Origin of the sequence: Limosilactobacillus reuteri subsp. simiae (assembly GCF_020784875.1) — a bacterium.
Lineage (GTDB): Bacteria > Bacillota > Bacilli > Lactobacillales > Lactobacillaceae > Limosilactobacillus > Limosilactobacillus reuteri_H.
Genome location: NZ_JAJGUI010000089.1, coordinates 66,482 through 87,484 on the forward strand (window position 1 = coordinate 66,482; position 21,003 = coordinate 87,484).

Below are 21,003 nucleotides of genomic sequence, written 5' to 3' on the forward strand. Positions count from 1 at the left end.
CTTGGTATAATGGAGATAAAAAGTTGTGAAACAAAATAGCTGTATTTGTTACACATTACCTTCTAGGCTTTTATCAAAGAACGTTCGCCAAAACCTTGCTTTGATTTAAGTCTTTTTTTGTACCCACATTTATGCCAAGACGCTAATAACTGCTAAAGTTAACATTACTAGTGGTAGATAAGCCCAAAACCATTCATCGGGGGCTGTCTGCCACTTTTTTAAATACCATTGATTAAATTTCTTCATAAGTTCTCACGCCTTGCCTGCTAGGTTTTTATTGCTCTTGTGACTTACGAAATTCTTGATACCAGTGGTCAAAATCTGACCGCTTAATAATCCATTTACCGCCTATCTTGACGAATGGAACGTTATACTTACGAATCCACTCATCTAACGTTGCTCGACTGACGTTAGAATACTGGCAAAGTTGACCTTTACTCATATACTCGTGTATCTGGCGCTGGTTGGCCTTGTCTGCCGAATCAGCTACAATCTTTAGCACCATTCGTTCTAATGACTGTTCAAATTCCGGCGGTAGACTGAAACTTGCCTCCATGTTATTCACCTCAGTTCTTTACTACGGTTTGCTTATCGTTGGTAATATCTGAATTAGTGTATTCATCAATTAGCCAATCAGTCAGTTTCTTATAGGTGCTGGGTGCTACTTTACGAACACCTTTTTTAAGCACTCGGTCAAGCGTCCAACGGCTTAAACCAATTTGATTAGCTAAACCAATAATAGGTAACTCTAATTCACCACGTTTACGCTTAATAGCTAATACCTGTTTGTCTGTAAGCATTACTGTCATATATATCACCTCCTTTTTAGCTACAGCTATGTAGCTGGTACCATAATTATATGCTACGACCACGTAGCCGTCAACAGTAATGTAGCAAAAATTAAAAGAAAATGTTATTATTGTTGAAGTAGAATAGAGGTTTTGTTATGAATAAAAAAACAAATAGAATAGGCGAATTGCGAAAAGCAAAAGGCCTTAGCCAAGAAGGATTAGCAAAGGAAACTAATTTGACTCGACAAGCCATTAGTCTTTATGAAATTGGGAAAAGAGAACCTAAGTTAGTTACGTGGCGTAAACTTGCCAACTATTTTAATGTTACAACCGCCTATCTAATGGGACTTTCAGACGATAAAGATGGTTGGAAAGCAGTAGAACAGTATACCGGCTTGTCAAAAGAAGATATAGAATCCGGCAAGCTTAACAAGCGAACGATTGAACGAATGAATGATGATATTCTTAAGTTAGGTAGCCCTTCTGATATATCTAATTATCTTTACCTTTTACTTGCCATTGACACTAATTTAACCAAGAAAGGAAGCATACTAGAGGATGATAAGAAACTAGCTCATCAATTACTAGATAACCTATTAGACAATCACAACTAAGCTCCCACATGGGTAACCACACATCAACTAGGGGTGGCGCCCTTATCCGCTTTACCTCACTTCACGCCTTGCCTGCTAGTGGTACGAAACGAGGTAATTAATTATGAGTTATGCAAAGAAAGCTAAAAAAGGCTATTACGGAATAGCGGAATACAGAGACAGAGACGGCAAACGTCACCAAAAATCAGCAGGGTGTTTTAAGCTAAAACGAGAAGCGATTAAAGCTGCTCAACAATTAGAAGATAAATACAGCCATGTGAATATTGATATGCAAGCTGTCACTTTTGCTGATTACTACCAAAACTGGTTTTCAATCTACAAGGAAAACAGTTCTTTATCTGATATTACTAAAAGCCGTTATCGTACTTTTTTAAAAACGATAGCGGACTACTTCAAAGACACTAAATTAGTTGATATTAAGCGCTCCACTTACCAGCAATTCATTAACTGGTATGGAGCTAATCACGCTTTTAGTAGTGTTTCAAAGTTAAATGGTGCAATTCGTGCTTGTGTTAGTTATGCAGTTGATGATGATATTATCGCTAAGGATTTTACCCATAACGTCCAGTTAGTCTACAACGAGGACAACCAAACTAAAGTAGAATATCTTACTAATAAAGAGATAAAGTTGCTAAAACAAGCTGTGGTGGCAAATTTAAACCACTACAATACAAGCCGTTACATGATACTCACCGCTATTTATACGGGGATGAGAAAAAGCGAAATCCAAGCGTTAACGTGGAATGATATAGACTTCTTACATTCCACTATCGCTATCACTAAATCATGGGACGATACGAAAAAAGCTTTCAAAACAACTAAAACGGAATCCAGTCAACGAACCATTAAGGTTAATCGTCAATTACTGAACCGATTAGCTGAGTTGAAAGCTAATAATACAACGATGGTTTTTCAAAATGTCTTTGGTACTATTCCTACCAGTAACGCCTTGAATAAATGTCTACGGTCTATTATGAGTGAATGCGGTATCGATAAGCAAGGTTTTCACTTTCACTCATTGCGACACGTCCATGTAGCCTATCTGTTGAGTAAAGGTGTTGATATATACGCTATCTCTAAGCGATTAGGTCACTCAAATATCACTATTACTCTAAATACTTATTCATATTTGATTGATGAGTACAAAGCTAAAAATGATACTTTGATTATTGACAAATTGGCGGAACTTTAAGAATTGCGGAAAAAGTGCGGAAAAACCAACGCTAAGCCTTGATATATCAACACTTTCAAATCCCCTTGTCTCCTTTATCTAAAGTTTTGCTGGTAGCCAATCGTTGTTAAAACGTTGGTATATCAGCTTTTTTATTACACAAAAAAGGACACCTATTAAGTGCCCTAATCTGTCTTGAACTAATCTTAGGTTATTTAGTTTTATTGATTAGCAATATCGTATGTAGTTTTGCCATCTTTGGCTGTATATAATGCCTTACTAGAATCACTTGGATTCATAATACTAATTGAATATCCTTCACCTAATGCTTTTTCTACTTGCCCTGAATTGCTTTTAATCGACTTAGTTAAGTTAGGCCACCCCATTTGTTCAGCCTGACTTGGATCTTGCGCTAAAGCTTTCAATGCTTCAACCGTATTATCATCAGTTGGCGTGATCTGGAATGTCTTACTATCTTCGTTATAATCAACTGAACCTAATTTTGAATAACCCTTTTGCATTTGACGCAAAACAGCCATTGTCTTACTTTCTTGTTGCGCTTCATTTGCACTTGAATTGCCAATCGTTAATCCATTCGAAAATGATGAAAAACTACTGGACCGCGCCACTTGTGAAGATGAAGTACTTTGGCTTGAGCTAGCAGAATTATTATGATGAAAATAAGGTAAATTAATCACACCATAAACAATTGCGATAATACTCAATACAACAATGATTGTCCCGCTTTTCCATTCGCGATACTGTTGCCATGAATTAGCAAGATAAAAACCACCCAAAATCAAAAATAGGGCTCCCATTATTACTAAGAAAATCATAAATTAACTGGCTCCTTTTTATCAACGTAATGCTATTGTCCCGCATTCATTTTATATATACAACTATAATTTAAAAAGAAAAAAGGCTAGTATCCCCAGCCTCCTCCTAATTAAAATTCCATTAATGCCTTCATATCGTAATCTTTAAGCTTATTGCGACCATGAAGATCTTTTAATTCGATTAAGAATGCACAGCCAACAACAATACCACCCATTTGTTCAACCATATCGATTGTTGCAGAGATAGTTCCTCCTGTAGCTAAGAGATCATCCACAACAAGAACCCGTTGTCCCGGTTTAATTGCATCGGCTTCCATTTGCAAGGTAGCTGTTCCATATTCTAAGTCATAAGATGCACTAATTGCTTTTCTTGGCAACTTACCCTTTTTACGTGCCGGAGCAAATCCAACACCCAGTTCACGAGCAATAGGACACCCAACAATAAAGCCTCGCGCTTCTGGTCCTACTACCATATCTACCTTTTTATCCTTAGCATAATCAACTAATTCGTCAGTAGCTTGCTTAAAGGCAGCCCCATCAGCCATTAATGGCAAAATATCTCGAAAGATAATACCCTTTTCTGGATAATCAGGAACACTAGCTACGTATTTATAAAGGTCTAAAGCCATGAGATAAATAGTCTCCTTATTCTAAATTTAAATATTTCAATAACCAGTTAGCAACCGTTGCCGCATCATTAAAAAGCAACTGTTGTTCAACTTTATATTGTGCTAATTGTTTTTGATAACGTTTAGTTTGCGTTAAATCAGTCTTATTAGTTGGCTCATTAAACTTTAACACGTCATCTTTTATTGTAACAAATCCTGCTTCAGAAAACACTTGAATCATTAGATTTAATCGATCCATATTAATCTTTAAATGATTGCTAACTGCTTTAGCTTGCATGGGCCATTTTAATTCTTTTTGTTTATAAATAAATCGATAAAGCTGTGCAAAATCATTCCGTGTTGGCAGTCCAGCTAAATAGGCACTTTTTCGCTGATACAGTAATAAGCGAATAGTTGCTGGTTCTCCTTCATCCTCTGCAAAAATCCGTTTTAGCATTTCTTCACTAGATGGGCAGTCAACCAGCGTTACTTGTTGACCAGAAAAATCAGTCTTAATTGCTTCTTCGATCGATAAAGTATAGCCAGGAGCCACATGGGGAGCAATATTTTCTCGCAATCTTGGCTCTCTTACAATGTAATAATCTGAAGAACTAAAAAGCTGAGGAGTTAGTTTATTCGTGCGTTCATCAATAATTACCGTTCCATTAATTTGGAGATCTTCTAACATCAGTTGGACACTTTTTTTACCACGCCACTCATTAAGACTAACTTTAACGGCTAAATTAATTTGTCCGGTTGGCACGGATAATAGTGTTGCCAAATTTCCTTGACCAAAAGCGACGACTGTTAGATTTTTCTTATCACTTACAATCGAAAATTTTAAATGCTGGTGTTCCTGTCCCATTGTTTTGACATCGACAACTTTAACGTTATTTAATTCAAAAACCGGTTCCATATTTCCTGGACCAAATGGAGCAACCCGTTGAATATCGTTATATAACTGTTGGGTAACATCAGCTGGTGCAAGTTTCATTGCGATTGGAAGAGGTTGCTTTACCGTTGGATCAAATTTTTGTTTGCCTGCTTCTTCTTCCAAGGCTATTTGCAGAGGTACAATATTTTTCTGATCAAAAGAAAGACCACAAGCAGCAGGGTGCCCGCCAAATGTCGTAAATAGTTCACGATGAGCCTCCAAGGCATTGAACAGGTTAAAACTGTCAATGCTTCTACCAGATCCTTTTATTAAGGTCGGATTATTTTGATCAGTTGATGCGATAATTGTTGGCTTTCCGGTCTCATTCATAATTCGACTGGCAACAATTCCTAATACACCTTGATGCCAACCTTTCCCAACAATTAATAAGGTCCTTTTCTGCTGGTTAGCTGAGCTATTAGCCTGTTTTTCTGCTTCTTTCATAATCTCAGCAACTAGGTTCTGACGTTCTTTATTAGCCTGATCTACCTCTTTAGCTAATTTTTGTGATTCATTCTCATCTAAACTCGTCAGCAGCTTAACTCCATCATTAGCATCAGCAATTCGGCCAAGCGCATTTAGCCGTGGTGCAATTCCAAATCCAATATCCTGATCAGTTAGATTGTTAGCTTTAATATCAGCTAACTTCATTAAAGCCGCTAATCCCGGACGCATCCCCTGCCGTAATTGCTGAATGCCATAGGAAATTAACGCATGATTTTCGTCCGTAACGTTTACTACATCAGCTATTTCACCAATTGCAACTAAGTCCAGTTCTTCAACAGGAAACTCACCAGTTAAAGCCCAGGCCACCTTAAATGCAACACCAACGCCTGACAAATCAGGAAAAGGATAATTACTACCAGGATAGCGAGGGTGAACGATCGCAACCGCATTAGGCAAGTCAGCAGGCAACTCATGGTGGTCAGTAATTACAACATCTACTCCTGTTGCCATTACCTTATCGATAACATTTTTTCCGCTAACGCCATTATCCACCGTAATAAAAAGCTGGGTACCATTATCAATAAGGCGTTGGTAAGCGTCCATGTTAGGCCCATATCCATCTGTAAACCGATTTGGGACATAATAATTAACATTGGCACCGATAGATAATAACGTTTCATACATTAAGGATGTGCTAGTAATTCCATCGGCATCATAATCACCATAAATAGTAATTTGTTCCTGCTTTTCAACTGCCTGCTCAATTCGCTCAACTGCTTTATCCATATCATGCAATAAGGTTGGATCATGGATCTCTTCCATCGATGGTTCAAAGAATTTTTTTGCTTGTTCGGTTGAATCGATTCCTTGCTGAGCTAATAATGTTGCCAATATTCTAGAAATGCCTAACTCTTTTTCAAGATTATCAACAGTTAATGAGGGAGCATTATCGGCAAGTTCCCACTTAAATTTTGTATCAATCATTTAAAATTAACCACCATTTCAACGCCAAAATTAAACAAGAGGCTGGGATAAACTCAGTCTCTTTTATTTTGCCCCTTTCATTTTTTGAAAGAAACTGCTAAATTCTGCAATTTCACGAAAATAAGGGAGCATATTATAAGTTCTTCTTATCCTGTTGGAAATCAAAAAATTTCTTAATTGCCCAGTCACCTAAACCGGGAATAACTTGGTATGCCCAACCAAGATAAGCCACATATCCTGGAACATTAATTTCCCTCGTCTTATACCCAACATTATTCCAAATTCGTCGAGCTAAGTCTTCAGGAGAGATAAACATCCATTTTGGTAAATGGGCCCGATACGTATAATCATTATCCGCTTTATCAAAGAAAGGCGTATCAATTGGACCAGGATTAACTGTCAACACTTGGACACCATAATCAGCAACTTCCATTCGTAAAACATTATCAAACTGGATTACTCCGGCTTTTGTTGCTGAATATACAGCGCTATTTGGTGTAGGTAATTTACCAGCTAATGAACCCATATTAATAATGGCCCCATACCCTTGATCCATCATTTGTTTAGCTACACACCGACTAATATACATTAAGGCTAAGAGGTTCGTATGTACCATTTTTTCCATTGAGCTGTAAGATTCCTTAACTACGGGAATAAAGTCACCAAGCCCAGCAGAATTAATTAATACATCGATTCCTCCTACTTCATGTTGAACCTTCGAAAGCACATCATCAATCTGATCAGGGTCGGTGACATCTAATTGATAAGCAAATGCTGGCCGACCTGATAAGATCAGACATTTTTTAGCTACCTCTTGCAACTTCTCAAGATTACGAGAAGCAACAACAACAATTGCGCCGCGGCGAGCTGCCTCAAAAGCCAACTCTTTGCCGATTCCACTTGAACCACCAGTAATTAATACAACTTCATTTCGCAGAAAACGTAACGTCTTTACTCTTCTCAGCATCTTTTGCCATCTCTTTTCATTTTTTGAACGGAATATCAATTACATCAAAATCATTAACAACTCGAGTATCAGGAATAATATTACGAACTTGATATGCCAATTGATAAGCTGCTTTACCAGTGTATCGTGCTGAAATATGATTTAACAATAATTTTTTAACACCAGCTTTTTTCGCAATTTCAGCTGCTTGTTTACTGGTTGAATGGTAATAATTGTGTGCCATCTTTGTCTCATCTTTAGCAAAAGTACTTTCATGCACTAATACATCTGCATTTTGCGCCAACAGAATTGCATTCTTCGTTTGTCTAGTATCACCTAGAATTGCAACAATACGTCCAGGTTGAGGAGTGCCAATAAAGTCATGACCATCTAATACTCTACCATCAGGAAGAGTAACCGTTTTTCCAGCTTTTAGTTGGCCGTAAATTGGCCCAGATGGTACTTTTTGTTCTCGTAATTTCTCAACTTGTAATTCTCCTGGATGATCCGCTTCTTCAATTCGGTAGCCAAAACAAGCGATTTTATGATCTAACTTTCGTGCAACCACTCTAAAACCATGATCATTAAATAGTTCCCCGTCATCTGTTATTTCAACAAAGTGCAAAGGATAACTGAGGCGTGACTCACTTACTTGCAAAGAAGTCTGAACATACCGCTTTATTCCTACTGGTCCATAGATCGTCAATGGTTCAGTTCCTCCTTGAAAAGAGCGGGAACTTAGTAAACCAGGTAAACCAAAGATATGATCACCATGCAAGTGAGTAATAAAGATTTTTTCTATCTTTCGTGGCCTAATTGTCGTATTGAGAATTTGATGTTGAGTAGCTTCTCCCACATCAAATAGCCAAATTGCGTTTCGTTCTTCTAACAACCGCAATGCAACGCTTGCTACATTACGTTGCTTACTTGGGGAACCAGCGCCTGTTCCTAAAAATTCAAGTTGCATTTATATTTTTCCTACCTTTGCTACGTATAATTTTATTGAATAAATTCAAAAACAAATTTTTCAATTCTTACAAGATCACCATCTTGTACACCTTTAGCTCTTAACGCGTCATCAACCCCCATATGGCGAAGTTGACGAGCAAAGCGTAATTGACTTTCTTCATGAGTTAAATCAGTCATCTTAAATAACCGAATAAGTTTTTCACCGCCCAATACCCAGGTGCCATCTTCATCCTTGGTAATAGTAAAGTCCGCTTCATCTTTCTTGTCAGGAGCAGCAGCACGATATTCAGCGACCAATTCTTTATCATGACTCTCACTATCAAATGCGGGCGTCTTATCTAAGAGATCAGCCGTTAATTGCATTAATTGTTGGACACCTTGATGAGTAACCGCTGAAATAGGGAAAATCTCTGGCTGCTTTTCTAAAGTCTTATCTGCTGCCAAATCAGCTTTAAAAGCAGCTAAGTTATCGGCAGAATTTGGCAAATCCATCTTTGTCGCAACTACAATTTGTGGTCGCTTTAATAATTCAGGATCGTAATTAGCAAGTTCCTTATTAATTTGCCGGTAACGTTCAATTGCTTGATGAGGATCTTCACTACTCATATCCACTAGGTGAAGAAGAACACGGGTACGTTCAATGTGCCGTAAGAACTTCAATCCAAGGCCGATACCCTTCGATGCTCCTTCAATTAAACCAGGCATGTCAGCCATCGCAAAATCACGGCCATCTGGTAGCATTACCATTCCGAGATTAGGAGTTAATGTCGTAAATTCATATGCAGCAATTTTAGGCTTAGCACCGGTTACTACTGATAATAAAGTTGACTTTCCAACAGAAGGGAACCCAATTAATCCGACATCAGCAAGCATCTTTAGTTCTAATTCTAAGTAATGGTCTTCTCCTGGTTCACCATTTTCAGCAATTTCAGGAGCAGGGTTTTTAGCACTAGCAAAGTGAATGTTGCCGCGACCACCACGGCCACCTTTAGCCACTACTAATTCTTGGTCTTTTTCAACAAGATCACCAATAATCTCGCCGGTATCAAGGTCCCTAACGGTAGTACCTTGGGGAACAGCAATAATTGTATCTTCTGCACTTGGACCAGTCATCTGTTTACTCATCCCATTGCCACCATTTTTAGCTTTAAAAATTCGATGATAACGGAAATCCATTAAAGTCCGTAATCCTTCATCAACTTTTAAAATGATGCTACCACCACGGCCACCATCACCACCAGCGGGGCCGCCGTTAGGAACATACTTTTCACGACGAAATGCTACCATTCCATCGCCACCCTTACCTGCATGTACTTCAATTTTTATTTGATCAACAAACATATTCATAATGATTGTCTCCGTTCTTTAGTCTATTATTTAGTATATTTAAAATTTATAAGCCTGTCAAAACTCAATCATGACTACTACCCTTCGCCACCTCAGCATTTTTCTGCAATGAAACTTTGATTAACTGGGCAGTAGGTCGATTAATCCCTAGTGAATGGATTTCATCAACTGATGCTTGAGCAATTTTGGTAATTGATCCATATTTTTTAAGCAATTTTGTTCGAGTTCGGGGCCCCACTCCCTTAATTTCATCCAACCGCGAGCTCAACGAATGCTTGGTATGAACGCGCCGGTGGAAAGTAATCGCAAACCGGTGAACCTCATCTTGAATGCGTTGAACTAAGTAAAAGCCTTGGCTCCGTGGATTCAAATTAATATGGTGATCATCATCCCCGAACAATAAGTCAGCGGTTTGGTGTTTATCATTCTTTACCATCCCGACTACCGGAATATCAAGACCAAGTTCATTCTCTAAAACATCTTTAGCCGCATCCATCTGAATTTCGCCACCATCCATAAAAATCATATCCGGCATTGGCTTGTTTTCTTTTAAGAGACGCGAATACCTCCGCCGAATAACTTCACGGGTACTGGCAGCTTCGTCAGCATGATTAATCACCGTTTTCAATTTATACTTCCGGTAAAAATTTTTAGCCGGTTCCCCATTAACAAATACAACCATTGCACTAACGGGATCAGCCCCCTGAATATGAGAATGATCAAACGCTTCAATCCGGTGACCTTCTGGAAGTCCAAGGGCATCCGTAATCTCTTTCATCGCACCGGTAGTCTTACTTTGGTCCATCTCAAGCAGTCGAAATTTTTCATCTAAAGACAACTGAGCATTTTCATGTGCCATTGCTAAGAGGTCCCGTTTTTCACCACGAACCGGTGTCCGAACTGGTATCCCTAATATTTCACTTATTTCTTTATTGGGAAGCCCCTTAGGAAGAAGAATTTCACGAGGCAAAATATTATTGCGACGATTATAAAACTGGAGAATAAAGCTAGTCATTTCTTCAACTGCTGTATCCACGATTGGAAATAGGCGTTTTTCTCGTTTCATCAACCGCGCCTGCCGAATAAAGAAAATTTGAATAGAAAGCCACCCTTTATCCATATAGAAATTAAATAAATCACGAGGGGTTTTATCATTTGAAATAATCTTTTGTTTTTCAACTGTCACTTCAATATAGTGAAGCTGGTCTCGAATTTCAGCAGCTCGTTCAAACTCCATGTTTTCTGCTGCTAGTTGCATCTTTTTGGTTAACTGTCGCTTAACTGTCGCTGTGTTTCCACTCAAAAATGACTTAATTTTTTTAATTTGCTCTTCATATTCACTCTTAGGAACTTCTTTAAAACAAGCTCCTAAACATTGTCCCATATGGTAATACAAACACGGACGACCTTGATACCCATTACATCGTCTTAATGGGTAAACCTTTTGAATAAAATGCATCGTCTCCTCCGCAGCATAGACATTTGGATAAGGGCCAAAATAATATCCACCATCTTTTTTTATTTTACTAACGATCTTAATTTGAGGATCCCGCTCATTTGTTATTTTTATGTAGGGATAACCAGTTCCCTTTTTTAATTTAATATTGAAATAAGGTTGATGTTTTTGAATCAGCGTTATTTCAAGCAAGAACGACTCCTTATTAGTCGAAGTCACAATGGTTTCAAAGTCCGCAACTTCCGAAACCATTTTAGCTACTTTACCGGTGTGACTACTCTTAAAGTAAGAGCGAACCCGATTCTTTAAATTTTTAGCTTTACCAACATAAATTATCTGATCATTAATGTTTTTCATCAGGTAGCAACCCGGCTTGTCAGGTAACAATGCTAGTTTATGTTCTAAATGTTCACTGGCCATCGCAAAATCCCTCCGAAAAATTATCTAACAATATATTATATCTGAAAAATCATCATTAAGGCAAAGAAAGTGTTTAGAAATAATTGTACATTTAGCAAAATTTATGCTAGCATTTTGTCAAATATAAAAAAGGAGCTAAAAAAATGGGATTAGTTACTAGAAGAAGCGAACAGCTTGATAAATTATTTGATCAATTTGCGATTGATCCTAAAAAACCAAAAGCAACTAAAAAAAATGACGATAAAAAAGAAAAAGATAGCAAGGATAAAGAAAAGAAATAATGCAAAAGCGGAGATGTGATCACTCATATCCCCGCTTATTTTTTTAATCTTGTTTTTTAAAACCAGTCGGATAGCGCTGATTTAATTCCTCAATATTTGCTTTGGCGACCTCTTCAAATGGAATATCGGCCCATTCTGCAATTTGAGATAAATACCATAAGACATCACCCATTTCGTGGATTAGTTCCTTACGATCTAATTTTCGACTACGAAAAGTATAGTTTTTTACTAAATCAACGACTTGTCCTGACTCGCCAGCTAATCCTAATGCACAATTTGTTAAAACTTGTTCATTCCCATATAAGGTTCGTTTTGCTGCATTTTGGTATTCATTAAAATCCAACTTAGTTCTTCCCCATTCGCTCTTCAATCCACTGCCAAACATCATCTTTACCCTTTTTCTCTGTAGCTGAAAATAGAATAATCGGTGTTGAACTCTCAACATCAAGGGTCTTTTTGATAAGGCTTAGTTGGCGATTCCATGCACTTCGTTTTACCTTATCAATCTTTGTCCCTACGATTAATGTTGGAATATTATAATATTGTAACCAATTATACATATTTACATCATCAGGGGTTGGTTCGTGCCGTGCATCAACTAATTGAATAACTCCGCGTAATTGTTCACGTTGGGTTAAGTATTGTTCGATCATTTTTCCAAATCGTTCTCGCTCTTTTTTCGAGACTTTGGCATACCCATATCCTGGAACATCGACAAAATATACCTTATCCTCAACGTCATAGAAATTTAACGTCTGGGTTTTACCTGGCTGACTAGACGTATGAGCAAAATTGCGCCGGTTGATTAAGACATTTGTCAACGATGACTTCCCAACATTTGAACGACCAACTAAAGCGATTTCTGGAATATTTGTTTTAGGATATTGTTCATCACTTACGGCACTAATTGTTAAATCTACATTGTGAACTTCCATTTGCTTACCTCATTTCATTAAGAAGCTTTTTCATCCTTTAAAACATAACGAGGTTCTGTATGTTGCGTTACACATCGTTTATCAATAATTACCTTTTCTACATCTTTACGACTTGGCAAGTCAAACATTACATCCCGCATTACATCTTCAATAATCGAACGGAGACCACGAGCACCTGTATTTCGCTTGATTGCTAGTTGTGCCATTGCTCGTAATGCACCATCAGTAAAGGTCAACTTACTTCCATCAAGGCGAATCAACTCTTGATATTGCTTAACTAATGCATTCTTTGGTTCAGTAAGGATTCGAACAAGGTCATCTTCGTCAAGTTTTTCAAGAGCAGTCATTACAGGTAATCGTCCGATAAATTCTGGAATCAAGCCAAACTTAAGAAGGTCTTCTGGGATAACATGTTGCAAAATATTTTTATCCGTAACTTCTTCAGCTTCTCGTGAGTCTGTTCCAAATCCAATTGTCTTATCACCGAGTCGTTCCTTAACAATTGTTTCGATCCCATCAAAGGCTCCCCCCACAATAAAGAGGATATTCTTTGTATCGACTTGGATAAATTCTTGCTGTGGATGCTTACGCCCTCCCTGAGGGGGTACATTAGCAATTGTTCCTTCAAGAATCTTTAAAAGAGCTTGTTGAACCCCTTCTCCAGAAACATCACGTGTAATTGATACATTTTCACTCTTCTTTGCGATTTTATCAATTTCGTCAATGTAAATGATTCCTTTTTCAGCACGTTCTACATCAAAGTCAGCAGCCTGAAGTAATTTAAGGATAATATTCTCAACGTCTTCACCAACGTATCCAGCTTCAGTTAAAGTTGTAGCATCTGCAATTGCAAACGGAACATTTAGAATTCGGGCAAGTGATTGGGCAAGATAGGTTTTTCCAGAACCAGTTGGACCAATTACGGCAATGTTGCTCTTTTGAAGTTCTGTATCATTATTATCGCCACTCATCATTGCATTAACCCGCTTATAGTGGTTATAAACAGCAACTGCTAATGTTTTTTTAGCGTCACCTTGACCGATTACATAGTCATCCAGTTCGTTAACAATCTCTCCTGGAGTTGGCACACGGAAAGCTTTTTTAGCTTCATCTTCTGCTAGTTCCTGATCAATAATTTGCTTACAAAGGTCAACACATTCGTTACAAATATAGACGCCAGGACCAGCAACAATTTTTTTCACTTCATCTTGAGACTTTCCACAAAATGAACAGTGAACTGAATCCATACCAGTGGTATCTTCAAACATAAATGAACCTCCTCTAAGACTTATTAAAACATAATAACAAAATTACTGTTTAATTTCGACTAAATTACTCAGTAAATTCTTTTCTACTTTATCTTACTAATATTTGATTAAAATAGCGAGGCTGGAAGAAAACTACTGTTTTCTTCCAGCCTCATTGATTAGTAATTATTTAACAAATTACTTGTCAGACTTTTCGTCATCCTTAACTTGCTTTGCTGAATCAGCAACTAAGTCAACAGCCTTACGGATCTTAATGTCATGCATTAACATGTCTTTAGATAATGCCTTCTTAACAGCATCTTCTTCCATACCGTATTGCTTTGCAAGGTCAGAAATTTCTTTAGCAATTTCTTCATCAGTAGCATCTAAGTTAGCATCGTCAACAATTGCTTCTAAGACAAGGTTAGTCTTTACACGTTGAGCAGCATCATTAGCAAATTGCTTCTTCAAATCTTCTTCCTTTGTACCAGTAATTTGGAAGTACATTTGAGGACTGATACCTTGTTGTTGCATTCCTGCTAAGTATTGTTGCATTTGACGGTTAGTGTCATCATCCAACATTGCTTGTGGAATATCTTGGATTTCTGCATTAGCAACAGCCTTATTGATAGCAGCATCTTCAATAGCAGCCTTAGCTTGGTTATCCTTTTCTTCTTGAAGTTGCTTCTTAGTCTTTTCCTTTAATTCAGCTAAAGTATCAACATCTTCGTCAACGTCCTTAGCGAAATCATCGTCAAGTTCTGGTAATTGCTTTTCCTTGATTTCGTGAATCTTAACCTTGAAAAGTGCATCCTTGCCAGCAAGATTCTTAGCATGGTAATCTTCTGGGAAGGTAACATTTACATCAACATCTTCATCAGCGTTGTGACCGATTAATTGATCTTCAAAACCTGGAATAAATGAGCCTGAACCTAATTCTAGTGAGTAGTTTTCGGCTGAACCGCCATCAAATTCTTCACCGTCAACGCTACCCTTGTAATCAATAACGACAGTGTCGCCCTTTTCGGCTGGCTTATCTTCTTTTAATACAAGTTCAGCTTGTTGTTGACGCTTAGTTTCAAGTGCATCATCAACATCAGCATCAGTAACAGTGGTGTCTTGAGCAGGAACTTCCATACCCTTGTATTCACCTAATTTAACTTCTGGCATAACGTCAACTTCAGCAGTTAATACCCATGGTTGACCCTTTTCCATGCTCTTAATATCAATCTTAGGTTGATCTACAGGTTGAATGTTAGTTTCCTTTACTGCTTCGTTATATGCATCAGGTAATACCTTGTTTAAGGCATCTTGATACAATGATTCTTCACCGTACATTTGGTTAAAGATTTGACGAGGGACACGACCCTTCCGGAAGCCCGGAACAGTGATCTTTTTACGAGTCTCAACGAAAGCTTCGTCAATTCCCTTGTTAATAGTGTCGACATCAATTTCAAATGTCAATGTACCTTTGCTGGCATCGCTATCGCGTTCCCATTTTGCTGACATTTTATTTCCTCCAATAACAAATCAATTTGACTAATTAATATTTATAACTAGTCTTTACATACTATATTAGTTTACCGTAGGAGACCAGTAATTGCAACTTATTGACGGCTGATCCCCAAGTTATTTTCAAATATTTTTGTTAAAGAAAAAAGACTTGGGTTTCCCCAAGCCTTTCAGCACATCTGTACTCAAAAATTAGTCTAAGATGTCGGATACAACACCGGCACCAACAGTGTGTCCACCTTCACGAATAGTGAACTTAAGACCCTTTTCAAGAGCAACTGGCTTTTGTAAGTTAACAGTGAATGTAACGTTATCACCAGGCATAACCATTTCTACACCATCTGGTAATTCGATAGTACCAGTAACATCAGTTGTGTGGAAGTAGAATTGTGGACGGTAGTTTGAGAAGAATGGAGTGTGACGTCCCCCTTCTTCCTTAGTCATAACGTAAACTTCACCCTTGAAGTTCTTGTGAGTTTGGATTGAACCTGGTTCAGCCAAAACTTGACCACGTTGGATTTGGTCGTGTGAAATACCACGAAGAAGTACACCAACGTTATCCCCAGCTTCACCAAGATCAAGAGTCTTGTGGAACATTTCCAAACCAGTAACAGTTGACTTAAGAACGTCTTCAGTTAAACCAACGATTTCAACTTCGTCACCGACCTTAACAGTACCACGGTCAATACGACCAGAAGCAACAGTACCACGACCAGTGATAGTAAATACGTCTTCGACAGGCATCATGAATGGCTTGTCAGTAGGACGCTTTGGAGTTGGAATGTAGTCATCAATAACATCCATTAAGTGAAGGATAACTTTTTCTTGTTCTGGGTCACCTTCAAGTGCCTTAAGAGCAGATCCACGAACAACTGGAACATCGTCACCAGGGAAATCGTATTCGCTAAGTAAGTCACGAACTTCCATTTCAACTAAGTCAACTAATTCATCATCGTCAACTAAGTCAGTCTTGTTCAAGAATACAACGATGTATTGAACACCAACCTGACGAGCAAGAAGAATGTGTTCACGAGTTTGTGGCATAGGACCATCAGTAGCGGCAACAACAAGGATAGCACCATCCATTTGTGCAGCACCAGTGATCATGTTCTTAACGTAGTCAGCGTGTCCAGGGGCATCGATGTGTGCGTAGTGACGCTTTTCAGTTTCGTATTCAACGTGGGCAGTGTTGATAGTGATACCACGTTCCTTTTCTTCTGGAGCAGCATCGATATCAGCGTAATCTTCTGCCTTTGCTAAACCTTTGGCTGCCAATACCTTTGTAATAGCAGCAGTTAAAGTAGTCTTCCCGTGGTCAACGTGGCCAATAGTACCAATGTTAACGTGGGGTTTTGTACGTTCATAATGTTCTTTTTCAGCCATTAATGAAAACCTCCTGATAATTTACAAGTATAATGCCAGATCATCTGATTCGGTGACTGACATACCCTTATACATATTGTACAACTTCTTTTCGCCAATTGAAAGCTTTAATCTTAGGCTCTGAAGAAGAATTCTTAAATATAATATCAACTATCTGTTCATTTGTAAATGTATTTGACTAATGTTTTTCTATTAATTCGTCAATCTGCTTACCTAGTCGTTCCTGCCAGGTACTAGAAACTGTATTTGTTGCGACTTTCTTTCCTTCTATTCTTGCGATTAAAACGTCTGTCCATTCATCAATGTCCTCAATAATTTGATTAATTCGCGGATACAAAAACATTACCTGTAATTGAAATTCTTGAATTGCCAGCTTTTCTGTCTGCGGGTTTTGATTTCCACACTTTTCCGTAATTAATCTCTTACCTTCACTAACGATTGGCAATAAATTTAAAGGCTGAATATCGGCTGGCACAATTGTATATTCTTTCTTATCTAGCCAATAAACAGTAACTGGATCTGCAACTTGTAACTTACTAAGCAGCTCAACCAAACTAGACTTTACCAATGAATGAGTGTAGGGGTCACGAAGCAGGAATTTAGCACCTGTAATAAATTCATTTAAGGGAAGTTTAAAAGCCGCCTGCAACCTACTTTGCTGCTCTTCAAGGGAGTAATCTCCTAAATGATAAAAGTCTCGCAAACGTGTTTGTAATGTCTCCTGGTACTCTTGACGAGATTTTTCCTCACCCATTGTAACAATTGTCAGCAAATCTTCCTGCCATTGCGAAAGACTACTAATCACCTGTCTTGCTAAAACAAATAATTCATTTTGACACAAAATTTTAATGGCAATTTGAGCATCTGCCAAGCTATCAAACATTACTTCTAAATACTCAAACAAGTAAGTACAAGCCCTGGTATATTGTTGAGAATGATACAGAGCGATGATCGTCAATCGACCTATTTCTGAATCATCAACCTCGTTTATAAGATCTTCCAGAATATTACTAGCTTCTTGCCATTTTTCTTCAGCAATTAATTTTTGAGCCTGGAGATATTGATCTTGTTGGGTTTCGTTCATTTTTATCACCCTTTTTTATTTCATTACTTTATACAATTGTTCATAAAAGCAGTTGAGGCTGGGAGAAAAACGAAAGTTTTCTCCCAGCCTCCCTTCACATTACTTATATTAAACAGCTACTTCTTTTCTTTTGCCATTCGTTTTTTACCACGACCACGATGATGTTCTTTCGTTGAACGTGACTTCGCAGATTTCTCTTCTTTCTTCTCAACATTGTTTTTAATCTTCTTTTGATGTTGATTAATCTCCATAATAACTGGCAAAATAACTGGATGCCGTTTAGTTTGATCAAACAAGAATCGGTTTAATTTATCACGAACATCTTGTTTCAAGTGACTCCAATCAAATTCCTTTTGATCTAGATTTTCTTGAACAATCTTTTCAACTAAGTCAGCACTCTGTTGCATTAGTTGACGGTTAGTCTTTACAAACACGAATCCTCGTGACGTAATTTGTGGTCGAGCAACGATCTTTTTCTTTTTTCGATCAATAGTTGCCACCACAACAAAAATCCCATCCTCTGACAGGACGCGCCGATCTCGTAAAACAATATTACCGATATCACCGACACCTGTTCCGTCAATCATAGTATTACTTACATCAATATGTTCTCCAACATGGAATTTACCATTTTTGTAAGTCAGAACATCACCCTTATTAACAAGGAAGATATTTTCTTTTGGAACTCCTACTTCTTCTGCTAATTCCGCATGACGATCTAACAGACGGTATTCACCTTGAATTGGAATGAAGAACTTGGGTTTCATGAAGTTCAACATTAATTGTTCATCATTTTGGTTAGCATGTCCAGAAGGATTCAAATCATCAGAAATAAATTTAACCTCTGCTCCTGTACGATAAATCATATCTTTTGTCTTTTGTACCTCAGTCTCCTGCGCATAAGAAGGAGTAGTAGTGACAAAGACAAGATCGGTACTCGTTAATTGTAAATTAGGATTATCGCCGTTTGCAATTTGCTGTAATGACTTAATAGGTTCACCCATTTTACCAGTTTCTAAAATAACAACTTGGTTTGGTTCGAGTTTTTCTGCTTCCTTGCGACTAATAAATAAGTCATCTGGTAAGTGTAACTTTCCCAAAGACATTGCTGTATCAATAATTTGTTCAATATCTTTTCCAGATAAAACAATCTTCCGACCAACGGCTACAGCAGCATTGATAATCTGCTGTACACGCATAATATTTGAAGCTACACTAGCAACAATAATTCGACCATTTTGATATTTAAAGGTTTCTTTAATATAGTCTCCAATATCTTGCTCACGAGCAGACGCACCCGTAATTCCGGCCCCAGCAGAATCACTTAAAAGTGCTAATACACCTTGTGATCCAATTTCCGCTAAACGAGCAAGGTCTGTTTGATAACCCTTTTTAGCTGTCTGATCGAATTTAAAATCACCAGTGTAAACAATATTTCCTGCTTTAGTTTCTAAAACAACCCCTAAAGTTTCAGGAATAGTATGGGTCGTCTGGAAGAATGAAACTGTAACATCATTAAAATCAATTGCTGTTGACGCATCAACAACATGAAAATCATTAAACTTCTTAACTTCCTTATGGTTTTTAACTGCCAGCTTTGCTAAGGCAATCGTCATCTCGCTTCCAAATACCGGAACATTAAAGTCCATCAAGAAATACGGGAGTGCTCCAATTGAATCTGCATGTCCGTGTGTTAAGAATACCCCGACTATCTTGTCCTTATGTTCACGAAGATATTCCCAGTCAGGAATGACAACATCAATTCCCATTAATTCATTTTCAGGATACTTTAACCCCGTATCCAAAATGAAAATTTGGTCTTCAATCTCAACGGCGTACATATTTTTACCATTTTCGCGTACACCACCAAAAGGAATAATTTTAATATTATTATCCATTGATTTGGCTCCTTTAATATTTAGTTTTGAACCCCTTATCGATTACAATATGTAGCGATAAGAATTTTATATCGTTCATTATAGTTATAAATATCTTACCACAATCAGTGAAAATAATGGAGTAAAAACAAAAAACACCTTGCCTCCAAGTAGAAGGCAAAGTGCTTTGATAATAAAATATTACCGACGTAAACCTAACTTTTGGATAAGTTCACGGTAAGCAGGTAAATCAGTCCGACGTAAGTAAGCTAATAAGTTACGACGGTGACCAATCTTCTTCATTAAACCACGTTGTGAATGGTAATCGTGCTTGTGTGTACGAAGGTGATCGTTCAATTCGTTGATGTCAGCAGTTAAAACAGCAACTTGAACTTGAGTAGAACCAGTATCTCCTTCGTGAGTTGCGAATTCCTTAATAATTTGATCTTTACGTTCTTTTGAAATAGCCATGCTATTTTCCCACCTTTCAATATTAATGCGCCTAAGATCTAAGTATAACGTCGGTGAGGATCGTTAAACTGAGAAGAGGCAATTAATTACTTGTTTGAAGTAACCTATACAAATATACATAAAATTTACTAATGTTGCAACTATTTCTATGAAATTTTGACTTGATCGTCGTTAGCTATTGCATTGCTCGCTAGTCTTTTGTATAATGACAAATGTTGAAAATTCTGGTCAACTGAAAATCGGGTAACGGAGGTGAAACTCATGCCAATTATCAAATCAGCAATTGAACGTGTTCGTACTAGTGAAAAAGCTGAAGCACGTAACGCTTCACAATTAAGCCAAATGCGGACTGCTATTAAGAAGTTCGATAAGGCAAAGCTTGCTGGCGCAGATAACCTTGACGACTTATACAAGGCTGCTATCTCAGCAATTGACCGTGCCCACTCTAAGGGCCTTATCAAGGCTAACAAGGCTGCACGTGACAAGTCACGTCTCTCAGCACGTTACGCTAAGTAATAAAAAAGCAACTATTAAGTTAGTTGCTTTTTATTTTTAACTTTTTATAAAAAGAGGAGGCTGGGAAAAAACTCCTAGTCCAAAATAAAAACCGGATGATGAATTGTTTGAACAATTCATCATCCGGTTTTTATGTACACAGGAAATCGTTCCTGATATGATGTAATTACCCCT

21 protein-coding genes are annotated in these 21,003 nt (G+C 37.8%); 4 read left to right on the top strand and 17 right to left on the bottom strand.

The genetic code is table 11. The features are described from left to right. Positions 1-274: 274 nt before the first annotated feature. Entirely contained in the window at positions 275-442 is a 168-nt protein-coding gene (locus LMC10_RS02485; protein ID WP_229268832.1) for a helix-turn-helix domain-containing protein, read from the bottom strand. Between the two features lie 124 nt (positions 443-566). Then, entirely contained in the window at positions 567-809 is a 243-nt protein-coding gene (locus LMC10_RS02490; RefSeq protein ID WP_229268833.1) for an XRE family transcriptional regulator, read from the bottom strand. Between the two features lie 137 nt (positions 810-946). On the opposite strand from LMC10_RS02490, the gene LMC10_RS02495 reads away from it, so the two are divergent. Both LMC10_RS02495 and LMC10_RS02500 read left to right on the top strand, forming a co-directional pair. Then, positions 947-1,405: a helix-turn-helix domain-containing protein gene (locus LMC10_RS02495; RefSeq protein ID WP_229268834.1), complete on the top strand. Its 459-nt coding sequence runs from the start codon at positions 947-949 to the stop codon at positions 1,403-1,405. A gap of 103 nt (positions 1,406-1,508) precedes the next feature. Then, positions 1,509-2,597, top strand: a complete 1,089-nt coding sequence (locus tag LMC10_RS02500; protein ID WP_229268835.1) for a site-specific integrase — start codon at positions 1,509-1,511, stop codon at positions 2,595-2,597. Positions 2,598-2,797: 200 nt separating this feature from the next. Here LMC10_RS02500 and LMC10_RS02505 read toward each other — a convergent pair whose 3' ends face one another. The 7 genes from LMC10_RS02505 to uvrC form a co-directional block, all read right to left on the bottom strand. Further along, positions 2,798-3,412: a DUF308 domain-containing protein gene (locus LMC10_RS02505; protein WP_094502572.1), complete on the bottom strand. Its 615-nt coding sequence runs from the start codon at positions 3,410-3,412 to the stop codon at positions 2,798-2,800. A gap of 110 nt (positions 3,413-3,522) precedes the next feature. Further along, positions 3,523-4,041: an adenine phosphoribosyltransferase gene (locus LMC10_RS02510; RefSeq protein ID WP_229268836.1), complete on the bottom strand. Its 519-nt coding sequence runs from the start codon at positions 4,039-4,041 to the stop codon at positions 3,523-3,525. Positions 4,042-4,057: 16 nt separating this feature from the next. Further along, entirely contained in the window at positions 4,058-6,385 is a 2,328-nt protein-coding gene (gene recJ, locus LMC10_RS02515; RefSeq protein WP_229268837.1) for a single-stranded-DNA-specific exonuclease RecJ, read from the bottom strand. A gap of 133 nt (positions 6,386-6,518) precedes the next feature. Then, on the bottom strand, positions 6,519-7,352 hold the full coding sequence (locus LMC10_RS02520; protein WP_153707173.1) for an SDR family NAD(P)-dependent oxidoreductase: 834 nt from the start codon (positions 7,350-7,352) through the stop codon (positions 6,519-6,521). Positions 7,353-7,368: 16 nt separating this feature from the next. Continuing rightward, positions 7,369-8,298 (bottom strand): ribonuclease Z, encoded by a 930-nt coding sequence (gene rnz / locus LMC10_RS02525; protein ID WP_019254076.1) that lies wholly within the window; start codon positions 8,296-8,298, stop codon positions 7,369-7,371. Positions 8,299-8,330: 32 nt separating this feature from the next. Continuing rightward, the gene (gene obgE, locus LMC10_RS02530; protein WP_065532803.1) at positions 8,331-9,647 is read right to left on the bottom strand and encodes a GTPase ObgE; all 1,317 of its coding nucleotides are present in this window, start codon (positions 9,645-9,647) and stop codon (positions 8,331-8,333) included. A 64-nt stretch (positions 9,648-9,711) separates the two neighbouring features. Continuing rightward, a complete protein-coding gene (gene uvrC / locus LMC10_RS02535) occupies positions 9,712-11,523 on the bottom strand; it encodes an excinuclease ABC subunit UvrC (RefSeq protein ID WP_229268838.1) in 1,812 nt (603 codons plus the stop codon). A gap of 143 nt (positions 11,524-11,666) precedes the next feature. On the opposite strand from uvrC, the gene LMC10_RS02540 reads away from it, so the two are divergent. Next, positions 11,667-11,804, top strand: coding sequence for an SPJ_0845 family protein (locus LMC10_RS02540; RefSeq protein ID WP_003668237.1), 138 nt, complete (start codon positions 11,667-11,669; stop codon positions 11,802-11,804). 43 nt (positions 11,805-11,847) lie between these two features. On the opposite strand, the gene LMC10_RS02545 is transcribed toward LMC10_RS02540, so the two are convergent. The 8 genes from LMC10_RS02545 to rpsO form a co-directional block, all read right to left on the bottom strand. After that, positions 11,848-12,147 carry a nucleoside triphosphate pyrophosphohydrolase family protein gene (locus tag LMC10_RS02545; protein WP_003674350.1) on the bottom strand — a complete coding sequence of 100 codons (300 nt, stop codon included), beginning with the start codon at positions 12,145-12,147 and terminating at the stop codon, positions 11,848-11,850. A gap of 1 nt (position 12,148) precedes the next feature. Beyond that, the gene (gene yihA / locus LMC10_RS02550; RefSeq protein WP_003668240.1) at positions 12,149-12,739 is read right to left on the bottom strand and encodes a ribosome biogenesis GTP-binding protein YihA/YsxC; all 591 of its coding nucleotides are present in this window, start codon (positions 12,737-12,739) and stop codon (positions 12,149-12,151) included. Positions 12,740-12,756: 17 nt separating this feature from the next. Beyond that, a complete protein-coding gene (gene clpX, locus LMC10_RS02555; protein WP_003671194.1) occupies positions 12,757-14,007 on the bottom strand; it encodes an ATP-dependent Clp protease ATP-binding subunit ClpX in 1,251 nt (416 codons plus the stop codon). Positions 14,008-14,184: 177 nt separating this feature from the next. Further along, positions 14,185-15,495, bottom strand: coding sequence for a trigger factor (gene tig, locus LMC10_RS02560; RefSeq protein WP_003666837.1), 1,311 nt, complete (start codon positions 15,493-15,495; stop codon positions 14,185-14,187). Between the two features lie 195 nt (positions 15,496-15,690). Next, positions 15,691-16,881, bottom strand: coding sequence for an elongation factor Tu (tuf, locus tag LMC10_RS02565; protein ID WP_003666836.1), 1,191 nt, complete (start codon positions 16,879-16,881; stop codon positions 15,691-15,693). A 178-nt stretch (positions 16,882-17,059) separates the two neighbouring features. Continuing rightward, positions 17,060-17,965 (bottom strand): hypothetical protein, encoded by a 906-nt coding sequence (locus tag LMC10_RS02570; protein ID WP_229268839.1) that lies wholly within the window; start codon positions 17,963-17,965, stop codon positions 17,060-17,062. Positions 17,966-18,081: 116 nt separating this feature from the next. Then, positions 18,082-19,863, bottom strand: a complete 1,782-nt coding sequence (locus LMC10_RS02575) for a ribonuclease J (RefSeq protein WP_085650559.1) — start codon at positions 19,861-19,863, stop codon at positions 18,082-18,084. 180 nt (positions 19,864-20,043) lie between these two features. After that, on the bottom strand, positions 20,044-20,313 hold the full coding sequence (gene rpsO, locus LMC10_RS02580) for a 30S ribosomal protein S15 (protein WP_003666833.1): 270 nt from the start codon (positions 20,311-20,313) through the stop codon (positions 20,044-20,046). 261 nt (positions 20,314-20,574) lie between these two features. On the opposite strand from rpsO, the gene rpsT reads away from it, so the two are divergent. After that, positions 20,575-20,829 (top strand): 30S ribosomal protein S20, encoded by a 255-nt coding sequence (gene rpsT, locus LMC10_RS02585; protein WP_003666832.1) that lies wholly within the window; start codon positions 20,575-20,577, stop codon positions 20,827-20,829. Positions 20,830-21,003: the final 174 nt, after the last annotated feature.

Excerpts from the sequence above, each read along its gene's own strand:
- LMC10_RS02540 (WP_003668237.1), top strand. The coding sequence starts at position 11,667 with ATGGGATTAGTTACTAGAAGAAGCGAACAGCTTGATAAATTATTTGAT.
- tuf (WP_003666836.1), bottom strand. The coding sequence starts at position 16,881 with ATGGCTGAAAAAGAACATTATGAACGTACAAAACCCCACGTTAACATT.
- LMC10_RS02575 (WP_085650559.1), bottom strand. The coding sequence starts at position 19,863 with ATGGATAATAATATTAAAATTATTCCTTTTGGTGGTGTACGCGAAAAT.
- rnz (WP_019254076.1), bottom strand. The coding sequence starts at position 8,298 with ATGCAACTTGAATTTTTAGGAACAGGCGCTGGTTCCCCAAGTAAGCAA.
- LMC10_RS02510 (WP_229268836.1), bottom strand. The coding sequence starts at position 4,041 with ATGGCTTTAGACCTTTATAAATACGTAGCTAGTGTTCCTGATTATCCA.
- LMC10_RS02495 (WP_229268834.1), top strand. The coding sequence starts at position 947 with ATGAATAAAAAAACAAATAGAATAGGCGAATTGCGAAAAGCAAAAGGC.
- tig (WP_003666837.1), bottom strand. The coding sequence starts at position 15,495 with ATGTCAGCAAAATGGGAACGCGATAGCGATGCCAGCAAAGGTACATTG.
- LMC10_RS02485 (WP_229268832.1), bottom strand. The coding sequence starts at position 442 with ATGAGTAAAGGTCAACTTTGCCAGTATTCTAACGTCAGTCGAGCAACG.
- yihA (WP_003668240.1), bottom strand. The coding sequence starts at position 12,739 with ATGGAAGTTCACAATGTAGATTTAACAATTAGTGCCGTAAGTGATGAA.
- recJ (WP_229268837.1), bottom strand. The coding sequence starts at position 6,385 with ATGATTGATACAAAATTTAAGTGGGAACTTGCCGATAATGCTCCCTCA.
- LMC10_RS02490 (WP_229268833.1), bottom strand. The coding sequence starts at position 809 with ATGACAGTAATGCTTACAGACAAACAGGTATTAGCTATTAAGCGTAAA.
- obgE (WP_065532803.1), bottom strand. The coding sequence starts at position 9,647 with ATGAATATGTTTGTTGATCAAATAAAAATTGAAGTACATGCAGGTAAG.
- rpsT (WP_003666832.1), top strand. The coding sequence starts at position 20,575 with ATGCCAATTATCAAATCAGCAATTGAACGTGTTCGTACTAGTGAAAAA.
- LMC10_RS02500 (WP_229268835.1), top strand. The coding sequence starts at position 1,509 with ATGAGTTATGCAAAGAAAGCTAAAAAAGGCTATTACGGAATAGCGGAA.
- uvrC (WP_229268838.1), bottom strand. The coding sequence starts at position 11,523 with ATGGCCAGTGAACATTTAGAACATAAACTAGCATTGTTACCTGACAAG.
- LMC10_RS02505 (WP_094502572.1), bottom strand. The coding sequence starts at position 3,412 with ATGATTTTCTTAGTAATAATGGGAGCCCTATTTTTGATTTTGGGTGGT.
- rpsO (WP_003666833.1), bottom strand. The coding sequence starts at position 20,313 with ATGGCTATTTCAAAAGAACGTAAAGATCAAATTATTAAGGAATTCGCA.
- clpX (WP_003671194.1), bottom strand. The coding sequence starts at position 14,007 with ATGTTTGAAGATACCACTGGTATGGATTCAGTTCACTGTTCATTTTGT.
- LMC10_RS02570 (WP_229268839.1), bottom strand. The coding sequence starts at position 17,965 with ATGAACGAAACCCAACAAGATCAATATCTCCAGGCTCAAAAATTAATT.
- LMC10_RS02520 (WP_153707173.1), bottom strand. The coding sequence starts at position 7,352 with ATGCTGAGAAGAGTAAAGACGTTACGTTTTCTGCGAAATGAAGTTGTA.